This is a genomic window from Clostridium sp. ZBS2 (assembly GCF_023845855.1).
GTDB lineage: Bacteria > Bacillota > Clostridia > Clostridiales > Clostridiaceae > Clostridium > Clostridium aquiflavi.
Genome location: NZ_JAMQIF010000008.1, coordinates 152807 through 167610, shown reverse-complemented (window position 1 = coordinate 167610; position 14804 = coordinate 152807). Strand labels below are relative to the sequence as shown.

Below are 14804 nucleotides of genomic sequence, written 5' to 3'. Positions count from 1 at the left end.
ATTCCTAAGTTCAATTACTCAGTCCACTTTACTTATGCATATATCAAACATTTTACTAAAACACAGTCTTATTATTTGAACATTCCAAATATAAAAGCTTTTCTTTTATATCTAAACCACCTGAATACCCAACTAGCTTACCATTTTTCCCAATAACTCTATGACATGCTATAAAGATAGGAATTGGATTCTTATTATTAGCAAGACCAACAGCCCTTGATGCCTTAGGATTTCCTATTTTTTCAGCTATATCTCCATAAGTACAAGTTTTTCCGTATGGAATATCTTGCAATTCATTCCATACAGATTTCATAAAATCAGTACCATATGGCTCTAACGGAATTTCAAACTGCTTTCTATTTTTGCAAAAATATTCTTCTAGCTCAGCGAAAGCTTTTTTTATAAGATCAGTTTCAATTAAAATCATATCTTCAGCAACACTATCTCTATTAAAATATAAATTTGTGATAGCGCTTCCATTATCCGCTATTCCTATATTCCCAAGAACTGTTTCATAGAAAAATATATTTTTCACTAAATACAAATCCCCTATCTTTTTTTATATTTAAGTTATATAACTTCTATAACTTTTGATACCCATTTACATAAGTTAGCTGATGCTTTTTGAGCTGTTTCTACTACTCTTTCATGTGAATGTTTAACTTTTTGTATTCCTGTTGCCATATTAGTAATACAAGCTATTCCTAATACATCCATTCCTAAATAGTTAGCAACAATTGTTTCTGGTACCGTTGACATACCTACTGCATCAGCGCCATGTTTTCCTATCATTCTAACTTCAGCAGCTGTTTCATAGTATGGTCCCATAAATCCAGCATAAACACCTTCATCATATTTTATTCCTAACTCATCAGCAACTTTTTTAGCTTTATTCATAAGTTCTATTTTATATGGCTCTGACATATCTGGGAATCTAGTTCCTAATCTTTCATCATTAACTCCAATTAATGGATTTGTTCCAAATAAGTTTATAAAGTCATTTATTATCATTAATGTTCCTGGTTCAAAGTTTGTATTTATTCCACCACAAGCATTTGTTACTATTATTTTTTCTATTCCTAATTGTTTCATTACATATATTGGGTATGTAACTTCTTTCATATTATAGCCTTCATAATAGTGAAATCTTCCTTGCATTAATAATACTTCAACACCATTGATTTTTCCAAAAGCTAATTTTCCTTCATGGCCTTTAACTGTAGAAACTGGGAAATTAGGTATTTCTTCATAAGATATACTTTCTATATCTTCTACAACATTAACTAAATCTCCTAATCCAGATCCAAGTATTACTGCAATTTTAGGGTTTCTTCTTACGTTTTCATTAATGTAATTTACTGATTCCATTATTTTATTGTACATAGCATTTCCTCCATTGTTAAATTTATTATATACTACTATATTAACCGCAAATCTGAATATTGTAAAATACTTATAGCTTTTTTATCTTAATAAATTTCTTTTTACCTATTTTTAGGATATCATTATCATTTATTTTAATATTATCAAAATCTAGTACCTTTTCAGTATTTACTTGCACTCCACCTTGTTCTACTAGTCTTCTAAACTCTTTATTTGAGGGAACAACTCCTTCTTCTACAAAAATCTTACTTATTTCTTTTAACTTAAAAATATCTATAGGTACTTTTATTTCTGGCACTTCACTTGGTAAATTTCCATTTTTAAATACTTGCTCATAGTATTTAATAGCAGACTTTGTTTCTTCTTTTGAATGATATAAGCCTGTAATAATTTTAGCAAGTTCTAATTTTACATCTCTAGGATTTTTTCCATTTTCAATCTCCCTTTTTATTTCATCTATTCTATCTGGATGTTCATCCGTTGCTAATTCAAAGTATTTTATAATAAGACTATCTGGTACTTCCATAATCTTTTTAAACATTACTTCTGCTTTTTCATCTACTCCTATGTAGTTTCCAAGACTTTTACTCATCTTTTCCACTCCATCTAATCCTTCTAAAATCGGCATAAATATTGCTATTTGTTGTTCCATTTCCATGCCTTTTTGTAAAGTTCTTCCCATAAGAATATTAAAAGTTTGATCTGTTCCTCCAAGCTCTATATCAGCTTTTAATACAATTGAATCATATCCTTGCATTAAAGGATAAAAAAATTCATGGATACCAATAGGTGCATTAGTACTATAACGATTTTTAAAATCATCTCTTTCAAGCATCCTTGCAACTGTAGTAGTTGCTGCTAGCTTTAATACTTCCTCAAATGTTAACTTAGATAACCATTCACTATTAAATCTAATTTCTGTCTTTTCCTTATCCAAAACTTTTAGAATTTGTTTTTGATATGTCATTGCATTTTCTAAAACTTGTTCTTGTGTTAATGGCTTTCTTGTTTTTGACTTACCTGTTGGATCTCCAATTTTTCCTGTAAAATCTCCAATTAAAATAACAGCTCTATGTCCTAAATCTTGCAGTTGTTTTATTTTTCTTAAAACAACTGCGTGCCCTAGATGTATGTCTGGTGCACTTGGATCTAAACCTAATTTAATTGTTAAGGGTTTATTTTCCTTTTCAGATTTGATAAGCTTTTCTTTTAATTCTTCTATGCTTATAATATCTGCTGCTCCCTTTGCTATAATTTTAATTTGTTCATCAATTGTCTTTTTCATATATCATAACTCCTTATATTTAAAATTTTTAATATAAGCAAGTTCTATAAGATTTATAAAAGCTAATAAAAATTATTAAGGCTAGTTTTAGTTGTGTATAACTTCTCTCACATTCGCATTTCTAAATATACACGATAAAATATGATAACAAAAAAAACTCTCATCCTTTATTTTATAAAGGACGAGAGTATATCTCGTGTTACCACCTTAATTTATTAATTACTCACATAATTAACCTCTTCAAGTACGCCATATTTTATGGATATACTTTAGCACTATAACGTGTGCAAGGATACGTCTCACCTAATTAGATTTTAAATCTGTTCAGTTTGAAGCTCTAAGATGTATTCAAAATTAGAATTCCAAGTTCCTCTCATCATCCGGCAACTTTCTGTTTGGCTTAACTAATTTCTACTTTTTCTTTTCAAAGCTTTTCTTTAAATCTCATACTCCGAAATATATAAAATATAAATCTTCGTTATGCTATGTATATATTAAATTATTTACAATTATAGATAAATATTTTTTATTTGTCAAGTAATATAAATTCTATTTTTTGTAACCACTTTCAATTTTAAAATAAAGTATTTGTACGAGAATTTACTATATTTTATCAATTTATTCTATTTTTATGTACAAAAAAACCAACACTCATAAAAATTTGAATATAGCAATCCCGTAAAAGGATTAACTTATAATCAACTATTATGGTAGTTGGTAGAAACGTTCAACCTATTATGAACTTATATAAGTTAAAATATTATTTAATTAATGATTGTTTATTATTCAATTAAAATGCAAATTATAAATTTCGCTACCGTATTATTTAAACAATATAATATCATAGTAAAAATATAAAGTCAACATTATATTAACTTTTTTTTAATATATTTAATGTAAATAATTCTTTTTAAAATACACCTATATATAAAGAAAATAGCGAGAAAAACTTACTTTAAATCTAAAATTTTTCTCGCCAAAACTTTATTAATATATAAAATTTCTATTTTAACTTAGAAATTTTTTCATTCTTAATTCTATTAACATTATAATAAACTTTTTCTATATCAATAGTTGTAAATATTCCGTTTTTATATACAACTTTTCCATCTATCATAGATAAACAAATATCACTTGCTTGTGAAGAATAAAATATATTTGCTAAAACATCATGCACTGGTTGCATATGAGGACTATTGAAATCATAAACAACAATATCCGCTCTATTTCCTACTTTAATACAACCACAATCATCTCTTCCTTGTGACATTGCACCATTCAAACATGATATTTTTAGTATTTCTTTTGAACTTAAGAATAATGGATCATTATTAGCACCCTTATGTAATAAAGCTGCAAGATTAACTTCTTCAAGCATATTAAGATTATTATTACTTGCTGCACCATCAGTTCCAATACTCACATTAATTCCATGTTCTAGCATAGTCTTCACTGGCGCTATTCCACTACCAAGTTTTAAATTACTAGTTGGACAATGTGATACTGTAACATTATTTTCTTTAAGAATATTAAAATCATTACCTTCAAGAAAAACACAATGAGCTGCTGTTGTTTTACTATTAAAAGTTCCACATTTACAAAAATATTCAGCTGGAGTTAATCCCCCATGTCTTTCTTTGCAAGCTTGTTGCTCAAGTATTGTTTCTGAAAGATGTATATGCATATTCATTTCTGTAGAATTGCAATACTCAGAAATTTGTTTTACTAACTCTTCTGATGAAGTATATTCAGCGTGTATAGATACATCACCTTTAATAGCTGCATTTTTAGAACTTTTAGCATAATTTCTTATAAATTCTGTTTCTTTATATGAATTATGTTTAAAATAATCATTATTATCATCATTTTTTAAGTATGAACTTGAAATATTTGCTTTTATTCCTGTTTCATCAATAGCTTGTACTAAAGATTCAAGATGAGAATACATATCAGTAAAAGATACTACCCCACTTTTTATCATTTCAGATATTCCAAGTAAAGTACCCCAATAACAGTCTTCATCTGTAAGTAAAGCCTCAAATGGAAAAATTCTTTCAGTTAACCATCTTTGTAAAGGTAAACCTTCGCCATATCCTCTAAGTAACGTCATTGGTACATGGCAATGTGTGTTGAAAAATCCTGGCATTGCAACCTTATTTTTACCATCATACACTTCACCAACATAGTTTTCCTGAATATTTTCTCCAATATATACTATTTTATTATCCTCTACTAAAATATTAGTTCCTTCAATAGTATTAAAATTTTCATCAATCATTGTAATATTTTTAAATAACATAATAAGCATCCCCATTTCTTTTATTTACGGTAGCTAGTATTATAAATTTGCTTATTATAATTTATGATATATTACCAAAAATAATTATAACATTCAACAACTATTTTTATTTAAAAACTTATTTTTTTATATTTCATTATTCATATTTAATAATTTTTTCTATATTATTTTTTCAAATAGATATATTAAACGTTATACATATTTACTAACCGAAAAAAATATTATAAATTTAAAACTAAATGTATAATATAGAAAAATCATATTTAAAATGTTTAAATGAATACACTGTTATCAAATATACAAAACAAAACAAAAAACAACTCGATTATTAAATTAAATAATCAAGTTGTTTTTTCGTTATTCATATATTTTAGTTTTACTAATTTATTTTAGTTTTACTAATAATTCACCTGTTTTTACTTGTTCTCCCTCTTTAGCAAAAACATATTCTACAATTCCATCACAACTAGCAACTATATTTGTTTCCATTTTCATTGCTTCTATCACAACTAAACCTTCGCCTTCTTTAACTTCTTGCCCTTCTTTAACAAGTACATTTATTATATTTCCTGGAATACTTGCACCAATTTCAAGCTTATTTGATGAATCTGCCATTTTAGTTGGATTATCTAAGCTCAATGCACTTGTAGCTCTCTCAGTTCTATCTTTTATTTTTATTTCTCTTCTATTACCATTTATTTCAAAGTCAACAGTTCTATATCCCTCTTTATCTAATTTTCCAATTTCAATTAATTGAACTATCATAGTCTTACCTTCAGCAACTTCAATTTCACTTGTTTCACCTTCAGATAAGCCATGGAAAAATACATCACTTCCCATAAGACTTACATCACCATATTTTAATACTGACTTTATAAAGTCTTCAAATACATCTGGATATAAAGCATAACTTAGTATATCTCTTTTGCATGGTTTAAATTTATATTTTTCTTTTAAGTATTTTTCGATTTTATCAAAATCTTCTGGTGGTAATAGTTCTCCTGGTCTAACTGTAATAGGTTGTTCTCCCTTTAAAACAAGTTTTTGTAATTCTTCAGGAAATCCGCCTTCTGGTTGACCCATCATTCCTTTAAAATATGAAACCACAGAATCTGGGAAAGCCATATTCTTTGCTTTTTCATATATGTTTTCAGGAGTTAAATTGTTTTGTACCATAAATATAGCCATATCACCAACCATTTTTGAAGATGGTGTAACCTTTATTATGTCTCCAAGTAAATCATTTACTTTTTTATACATCTTCTTCACTTCATTAAATCTATGTCCCAGTCCAAAACTTTCAACTTGTGGCTTTAAATTTGAATATTGTCCTCCTGGAATTTCAAATTTATAAATCTCCGCACTACCTGATTTTAAATCAGATTCAAATTGATCATATACAGGTCTTACTGCATCCCAATAATCAGATAATTTTTGAATTCCACGTATATCAATTCCCGTATCTCTTCCAGTATTATTAAGAGCTGCAACTATTGAATTTAAAGCTGGTTGACTTGTAAGTCCTGACATACTATTAAAAGTTGTATCAATAATATCAACTCCAGCATCTGCTGCCATTAATACAGTTGCAACACCATTACCTGTAGTATCATGTGTATGAAGGTGAATTGGAATTGAAACTTCATTTTTTAATGCAGTTATAAGTTTCTTAGCTGCATAAGGTTTAAGCAATGCAGACATATCTTTTATTGCAAGTATATGTGCACCCATTTTTTCAATTTCTTTAGCTTTATCTACATAGTATTTTAGACTATACTTATCTCTATTCTCATCTAAAATATCACCTGTATAACATAGTGCAACTTCTGCTATTTTATTAGCTTTTAGTACTTCTTCTAAAGATACTTCTATTCCTTTTAACCAATTTAGTGAATCAAATATTCTAAATATATCTATTCCACTGTTTGCTGATTCTTTTATAAATTCTCTTATAACATTATCTGGATAGTTTTTATATCCAACCCCATTAGCACCTCTAATAAGCATTTGGAACATAACATTAGGAATTCTTTTTCTTAATGAGTCAAGTCTTCTCCATGGAGATTCTTTTAAAAATCTATATGCAGTATCAAAAGTAGCTCCACCCCACATTTCAAGTGAGAACAAGTCATTTCCATATACAGCTGTTGCCTTAGCTATATTTTTCATATCCTTACTTCTAACACGAGTAGCCATTAATGATTGTTGAGCATCTCTCATTGTAGTGTCCGTAAGCAATAATTTATTTTGATTTTTTATCCATTTGACTACCCCATCAGGACCTTCTGCATCTAATATTTGCTTAGTTCCTGATAAACCATCTAAAGAATTTACTATAGGAATTACAGGAACATCATATTCTTTCTTAATTCCTTTTGTTTCATTTACTAACTTTTCACCAATAAAATTAAGTAATTTATATTCGCTATCGTTTTGTGGTGATATATCAAACAATTGTGGGTTTTCTGATATAAAGTTAGTATCACACTCACCTTTTTTAAATGTTTCATTATTTAATACATTTATTAAAAAGTCTACATTTGTTTTTATGCCTGTAATTGTTGACTCTTTTATTGCACGTATTGATTTTCTAACAGCATCTTCAAAAGTTCTTGAATACGCTGTTGTTTTCACTAATAAACTATCATAATAAGGACTTATGACTGCACCACCAAAGCCATTTCCTCCATCTAGTCTTATACCAAATCCTGAACTAGTTCTATAAACATCTATCTTTCCTGTATCAGGTGCAAAATTATTTGATGGATCTTCAGTAGTTATTCTACATTGAATAGCGTAACCTCTTGGTTTTATATCTTCTTGAGAATATATCCCAATTTCTTTAGAATTTAATGCATAACCTTGCGCTATTAAAATTTGACTTTGAACCAAGTCTATTCCTGTAGTCATTTCTGTTATTGTATGTTCTACTTGAATTCTTGGATTCATTTCTATAAAATAATGATTTCCGTGCATATCTACTAAAAATTCTAAAGTCCCTGCATTTCTATAATCAACAGCTTTAGCTATTTTTAATGCATCAGCACATATTTCTTCTCTTTTTTCTTGAGTTAAAGATAAAGCTGGACTAATTTCAATAACTTTTTGATGTCTTCTTTGAATAGAGCAATCTCTTTCATAAAGATGAACTACATTTCCATATTTATCTCCTAAAATTTGAATTTCTATATGCTTTGGTCCTTCTATGTATTTTTCAATAAACATATCATCTATACCAAATGCCTTTTTAGCTTCATTTTTGGCACTTAAAAATGCATCAACGAGCTCATTTTCATGCCTTACTATTCTCATACCTCTTCCACCGCCACCAGCAGCAGCTTTTATCATAACTGGATAACCGCACATACCAGCAATCTCCATTGCCTCTTTTTCACAATTTATTGGTTTTTCTACTCCTGGTATTACAGGAACTCCAACATTTTTAGCAACTATTTTTGATTTTATCTTGTCGCCTAATTGATCCATCATTTCAGATTTTGGACCTATAAATTCTATCCCTACTTCTTCACATCTTCTTGCAAATTCAGGGTTTTCAGATAAGAATCCATACCCTGGATGTATAGCATCTACATTCTTCTTTAATGCGAGCTTTATAATCTCGTCAATATTTAAGTATGCTTCTACCGGCCCCTTATTTTTGCCTATTTGGTATGCTTCATGCGCTTTAGTTCTGAAAAGAGCACGTTTATCTTCTTCTGAGTATATAGCAACAGTTCTTATTCCAAGTTCATGACATGCTCTAAATATTCTTATTGCAATTTCTCCTCTATTGGCAACTAATACTCTTTTAAATTTCTTCCCCAATTAATACACTCCTTTGTTTCTTCTTATTATTATAATTACAGTACATTTGATTGATTTAATTAATTTAATTGATAATATTATAAAAATTATAGCACATTTGCCTAAAATTATCACTTAATATTCGTTATTATTTTTCTTTTAATTCTATCATTATTAATTTTACTCCAATAAATAATAAAAATCTTAAACACCAACAATTATCAATATTTTTATTTTTAAAATATTGATAATATATTATAAATTTTTATCAATATTTATTCAATCTTACAAATAATTTTTTAGTTATAAAGTTCGTATTATTATGTAAAATCATAATATCTTTAATATTTACATTATAACAATTAATCATCTAATTCTGTTTAATTTGTATTTTTAAGCCTTATTTTTTCATAAATATCATCTATATCTAAAAATCAAAAAACACTTCTTCATCATTTAAATTATTTATAGCATTGTTCTTAAGAAATTCATTACTAAATGCAATTAAACTAGATATTAATACTGTAGACATAATTATACTTATAATTTTTTTAATTATCTATTCTCCTTAAAAATTATATCAATAACATTATTTTCTTTCTATAATAGAAAAATATACTTATTACTAAATTAATATATTGAAAGTATTATTTTGTACTTACTTATAATAATTTTCTAAATACTGATTTAACCCCTAGCATTTTAAATACAAAAATAGCTAAGTGTAACAAAATACTCTCAGCTATTTTTTAACCAGGCTAATATCTATTTCTAAAGTTCCTAAAGTAAATCCCTCTGTCCACTAGGCTTATACTATAATATTAATACTATTTTTAAACATAGCCTTAATTTTAATAAGTAGTATCTAAACCATTATATTTCAACAATATTTTTTAACCATTTCTTTTTTTTATATCTTTTAAAGCTTAAAACAAATTTATAAATTTCTTCTGCTAATACTAGTACATAAACCCAATAAATAGGTAATGATAAAAATATTCCGCCTAAATAAGCTAAAGGAATTCCTATAAGCCATACTCCAGTAGAATCTAAAATAAGTCCTGCTTTAGTATCTCCTCCACTTCTAAGAACTCCAGTAATATTAACTAAATTAAACATTTTAAAAGGTAAATATAATACAAATACTATTAGACATTTGCTTATATCTACTGCTACTGATTCTGTCACCGTAAACAAATGTATTAATGGCCATCTTGTTAAAAAGCATATAATTCCTATAAATAAAGTAGCTATAAATTGCAATATAAGAAGATATTTTGCATGTATATCTGCTTTTTTAAGTTTATTTGCGCCTAATTCATTTCCCAAAATAACAGCTGTTGCTGCACTAATACCTTGGAATATTACTACTGCTATTTGTTCAACTGTTTGAGTTATAGTGATAGCTGCAACTGCTCCATCACCCATTCTTCCATATACAAGTGAATATATAGTTACTCCGAGTCCCCACATAAACTCATTTGCAATAACTGGAGATACTGTAATAAAGAACATTTTTATAAACTCTTTATTAAAATCAACTAATTCCTTTAATCTTGCAGCAGCTGGTCCATTTTTTAAGTAAACCACACTTAATACACTAATACATTCAACTATCCTAGCAATTAAAGTTCCAATAGCAGCGCCTTGCACCCCTAATGCTTGAAAACCAAAGTGTCCAAATATTAATGTATAATTTAAAACTGCATTAATTAAAATTGAAAATAAACTTATTACAACTGGTGCTTTTACTTCATTTACAGCTCTTAATAAAGAAATATAAGCATTAGTAATTGCTGTTAATGGATAACTTAATGCAACAATTGATAAGTACGCAACTCCTATACCTATTGTTGATTCATTTGGTGTAAAAATTCTCATAACTAAATTAGGGCATATTAAACTTGGAATAACGAATATTATTGCTCCAAGTAAACCTATAATTAAAGATATTCCCAGTACTTTTCTTATATTTTTAATATCTTTTTTACCCCAATATTGAGCTGTTAATATTGATGATCCACTTACAATTCCAAATAATAATAATGTAAATACAAAAAAGACTTTGTTAGCAAGTCCTACAGCTGCAATGGTGGTTTCCCCTAATTGCCCTATCATCATAGTATCTATAAGATTTAATGTTGTATTAAGTAAAGCTTGTATAGTTACTGGAATAGCAATGGCTATTGTTTTACGAAGAAATACTTTATCTTCTACTATGTTTATTAACTGTTTTGTTATTGTCACTATTTCTCCCCCCTTTTGTCTATATAAATAACTACAAATATCTAAAAAACTCCATGTACAATACTAACATAAAATATATAAATTTACCAAGTGTTCTATAATAAAGTAAATTATGCTATGTGTTTTAGTTATACAAAAATTAATTAGTAATAAAATTTTCAAAAGAATAAAGTAATAACAAAAACTAGAATTCATAATTAATACTAATCTAACTACGATTCTAGTTTTAGTTATGCATATATAATTTTAAAAGCATTATTTTTTAATTTTTATGATTCCTTTTTCAAGCTTTTCTATTCTAGCTAAAGAATATAAATCATATCCTTTTTCTTCTAAAAGTTTTGGACCTGGTTGGAATGATTTTTCTATTACAATCCCAATTCCAGCAACTTTAGCTCCAGCACCTTCTACTAATCTTGCCGCTCCAAGTGCTGCTTCTCCATTAGCTAAAAAATCATCTATAATTAATATATTATCATCTTCATTTATATACTTCTTTTGAAGTGTAAGTTCATAATCTGTACCTTTTGTAAATGAATGTACTGTTGTTTGATAAACATCACCATTTAATATTTTAGATGCTTGTTTTTTTAATATTACCATTGGTAAATTCATTTGCATAGCTGTCATGACAGTTGGTGCAATTCCTGAACTTTCAATTGTAAATATTTTAGTTACATTATGATCTTTAAAGTAATTTTTAAAATATGTGCCCATTTCATACATTAAATCAGCATCTACTTGATGATTTAAAAATGAATCTACTTTTAACACTTCATTTGAAAGTGCCTGTCCTTCTTCTAATATACGCTTATGTAAATTTTCCATTTTTATTTTACCTCACTTTTTTCATCTTTTAATATTAAGTTTAAAACTAAAGCTACAATAGTTCCAGTTGAAATACCAGATGAGAATATCATTTTTAATCCTTCTGGTAATTGACTTATAAAATCTGGACGGAATGTAATTCCAACTCCAAGACCTATTGATGTTGCTATTATTAATAAATTTCTATTATTTAACTTTACTCTACTTAAAGTCTTAATTCCAGATGCTGCAACAGTACCAAACATAACTATTCCTACACCGCCTAAAACTGGTGATGGTATTATATTTATTAAAGCTGCAAACTTAGGAAAAAAGCCTAATATAATCAATATAATTCCAGCCATCATTGCAACATACTTACTAGCTACTTTGGTTAAAGGAATTAATCCTACATTTTGACTAAAAGAAGTATTAGGAAATGTTCCAACAACTCCTGCTAACATACTTCCAATTCCGTCAGCTAACACACCAGCTCCAACTTTTTTATCGTCCATATCTATTTTAGAAACTTCACCTATTGCTTTTAAGCACCCAACTGTTTCTATTGTAGTAACAAAATATGCAGGAATAAAAGGTATTACTACTTTCCAATCAATAGTTACACCATATGAAAATATTTTAGGAAATGATACGAAATTTGCTTCTTTTACAATGGTAAAATCAATCATTCCAAGTAGTATACATATTATATATCCCATTATCATACCAATTAAAATTGAAGCACTACTAACTAATCCTTTTCCGTATCTATTTAAAAGCAACGTTACAACCATTACTAACATAGCAATTGAAATATTCATTATACTACCATAGCTTGATGAACCTACTCCACCAGCTGCCCAATCCATAGATACTGGAAGTAATGTAAGACCTATTAAACATACAACTGTTCCTGTAACTAATGGTGGAAATAATTTCATTAGTGGTCTAATTATAAAACTTAAAATTATTTCTACAAATGAGCCCAAAATTGTTGCACCTATAATACCTGGAATTCCAAAAACACTTCCAACAGCTATAGATGGTGAAACAAAGGTAAAATCTGTTCCCATTATACATGCTACTCTTGATCCTACAGGCCCAACTCCTCTAGATTGAATAACTGTAGCTATTCCAGCAGCTAAAATCGTTGCACTCATAAGAGCAGTTGATGTTGCAGTGTCAAATCCTAATGCACTTGAAATAACCAATGGGACAACTATAATTCCTCCAAATGCTGCAAATATATTTTGAAATGCCAATAATATTTGAGTAGTTAAATTAGGTTTGTCATCAATACCATAAAGTAATTGTACATCTTCTTGATTTTTCAACAAATTATCTTGTCTCATTTTAGGCCTTTTCGTTTGCTCTAATTCTAATTGCATGTTATTTATCCCCCTCTTAGTAAAAATAATCATACCTAAAGACGCGTAAATAACTAATATATGCTTAAATAAATCTAACAAAAAAACACCTCAAATTATAAAATTTGAGGTGTTGCATTTCTAGATAATAATTAATCAAGAATTTTAACAATACCTCGTAGTCTGCTAATTTACGGATAGCAGGTAGAAACTTTTCAACCATTATATCGAAAATATACGAGCCTTTCGTATGAATGTTGAAATTATAACATATAAACTTTATTTATTCAAATAAATTATAGTTTATTAAGACGTTCTCAATATAATACAATAGTTTTTAATAAAACTAATCATTTTTTATCAAAAATTCTTGCAATTTGGAAATTCATCGTCTTTAAAATTTTTTGTATAAATTAATATAAAATATGTAATTATTAATATTAATCCAGCTATTATAAAAGGTAACTTACTTCCAACATTAAATATAAATCCTGAAAATAAAGATCCTGCTACCATTCCTAATGCTTTAGACGAATTTTGCATTCCCATTATCATACCATAATTTTTGTTAGCTTCCTTAGATATTATACTTTGTTGTATAGGTATTATTAAAGAAATAAATGATAAAAAAATTATCACAAAAATTATTGCAATAATTAAATTTTCTATTAATGATGCTATTATAAGAGATATTCCTGAAAAAACTACAACTGCTTTAAAGAGATTCTTTTCATTAAATTTTTGTGCTAAATGAGGATTTACAAAAAAATTCATTATAAGACCTATCATTCCTGATACAAACATCACTATACCAATTACACTAGGTGATAACTTTAAAACTGCTTCAACATAATAATTTATTGTTGAATTATAGCTTGTTGTTGAAAAAGAAGTTAATGCAACTGCTATTATCATAATTCCTAGTACAGATTTTAGATTTATTTTAATTTTTTCACCTTCATATATTTTAAGTTTTTTGTTTATAGTCAAAGATGGTGTCCTTATGCTCTCTCCTATAAAAAAATTTATTAACAAGGTTATTATCAAACATACAACAAATTGAAATAAAAATGTTAATTTATATTTATTGCTTCCTATTACACCTCCCATAAGTGATCCCAAAGAACTTCCTACGTAACCAAAAGCTGAATAATATGACAAATATTTTATCCGATTCTTGTTATTGGTTATATCTGTTATATATGCCATTGAAACTGTTATATAACTTGCTGCAAAGGCACCTGCTAATAATCTAAAGATTAATATGAATATTGTATTTTTTGAAAAACCAAAACCAATTTGACTTATTCCATATCCACAAACACCATATATTAAATATCTTTTTCTTCCATTTTCATCGGATAGCTTTCCCCAAACTGGAGATGAAATAAATGTTGCAATAGACATAAAAGCAAAAAATATACCAAACATAAAAGAAGGTAATGATAATTCTGTAATTAACCTTGGAGTAACGGGATGTGCCATATTAAATGCAAACATAACAGTTAGATTTAACACAAGTAAATATCTCTTGGATACTTTTTTCATATTTATTTACACCTAGCTTTCTTTTCCTTATGTACATTTATTTTGTCAATTTTGATTTATTACT

General features: G+C 27.6%; 9 protein-coding genes, 2 riboswitches and 1 other annotated feature. All 9 genes read right to left on the bottom strand.

Annotation, left to right across the window (positions count from 1 at the left end):
• Positions 1-55 precede the first annotated feature (55 nt).
• The 9 genes from NG918_RS06265 to NG918_RS06225 all read right to left on the bottom strand — a co-directional run bounded on the left by NG918_RS06265 (position 56) and on the right by NG918_RS06225 (position 14740).
• Positions 56-535, bottom strand: a complete 480-nt coding sequence (locus tag NG918_RS06265; protein ID WP_252225363.1) for a methylated-DNA--[protein]-cysteine S-methyltransferase — start codon at positions 533-535, stop codon at positions 56-58.
• 35 nt (positions 536-570) lie between these two features.
• Positions 571-1383: a purine-nucleoside phosphorylase gene (locus NG918_RS06260; RefSeq protein ID WP_252225362.1), complete on the bottom strand. Its 813-nt coding sequence runs from the start codon at positions 1381-1383 to the stop codon at positions 571-573.
• 70 nt (positions 1384-1453) lie between these two features.
• Positions 1454-2668 (bottom strand): tyrosine--tRNA ligase, encoded by a 1215-nt coding sequence (gene tyrS / locus NG918_RS06255; RefSeq protein WP_252225359.1) that lies wholly within the window; start codon positions 2666-2668, stop codon positions 1454-1456.
• Between the two features lie 174 nt (positions 2669-2842).
• Positions 2843-3105: a binding site (T-box leader), on the bottom strand.
• 238 nt (positions 3106-3343) lie between these two features.
• Positions 3344-3439, bottom strand: a riboswitch (purine riboswitch).
• A 232-nt stretch (positions 3440-3671) separates the two neighbouring features.
• A complete protein-coding gene (locus NG918_RS06250) occupies positions 3672-4967 on the bottom strand; it encodes an amidohydrolase (protein WP_252225356.1) in 1296 nt (431 codons plus the stop codon).
• Between the two features lie 384 nt (positions 4968-5351).
• Positions 5352-8792, bottom strand: a complete 3441-nt coding sequence (locus NG918_RS06245; protein WP_252225354.1) for a pyruvate carboxylase — start codon at positions 8790-8792, stop codon at positions 5352-5354.
• An 852-nt stretch (positions 8793-9644) separates the two neighbouring features.
• Positions 9645-11018, bottom strand: a complete 1374-nt coding sequence (locus tag NG918_RS06240; protein WP_252212366.1) for an MATE family efflux transporter — start codon at positions 11016-11018, stop codon at positions 9645-9647.
• A 255-nt stretch (positions 11019-11273) separates the two neighbouring features.
• Complete coding sequence (locus tag NG918_RS06235) at positions 11274-11846, bottom strand: xanthine phosphoribosyltransferase (RefSeq protein ID WP_252225352.1); 573 nt, start codon at positions 11844-11846, stop codon at positions 11274-11276.
• Positions 11847-11848: 2 nt separating this feature from the next.
• Positions 11849-13213, bottom strand: a complete 1365-nt coding sequence (locus tag NG918_RS06230) for a uracil-xanthine permease family protein (protein ID WP_434062234.1) — start codon at positions 13211-13213, stop codon at positions 11849-11851.
• A gap of 138 nt (positions 13214-13351) precedes the next feature.
• Positions 13352-13453, bottom strand: a riboswitch (purine riboswitch).
• A gap of 99 nt (positions 13454-13552) precedes the next feature.
• On the bottom strand, positions 13553-14740 hold the full coding sequence (locus tag NG918_RS06225; RefSeq protein WP_252212368.1) for an MFS transporter: 1188 nt from the start codon (positions 14738-14740) through the stop codon (positions 13553-13555).
• Positions 14741-14804 lie beyond the last annotated feature (64 nt).

Excerpts from the sequence above, each read along its gene's own strand:
- NG918_RS06260 (WP_252225362.1), bottom strand. The coding sequence starts at position 1,383 with ATGTACAATAAAATAATGGAATCAGTAAATTACATTAATGAAAACGTA.
- tyrS (WP_252225359.1), bottom strand. The coding sequence starts at position 2,668 with ATGAAAAAGACAATTGATGAACAAATTAAAATTATAGCAAAGGGAGCA.
- NG918_RS06250 (WP_252225356.1), bottom strand. The coding sequence starts at position 4,967 with ATGTTATTTAAAAATATTACAATGATTGATGAAAATTTTAATACTATT.
- NG918_RS06235 (WP_252225352.1), bottom strand. The coding sequence starts at position 11,846 with ATGGAAAATTTACATAAGCGTATATTAGAAGAAGGACAGGCACTTTCA.
- NG918_RS06230 (WP_434062234.1), bottom strand. The coding sequence starts at position 13,213 with ATGCAATTAGAATTAGAGCAAACGAAAAGGCCTAAAATGAGACAAGAT.
- NG918_RS06225 (WP_252212368.1), bottom strand. The coding sequence starts at position 14,740 with ATGAAAAAAGTATCCAAGAGATATTTACTTGTGTTAAATCTAACTGTT.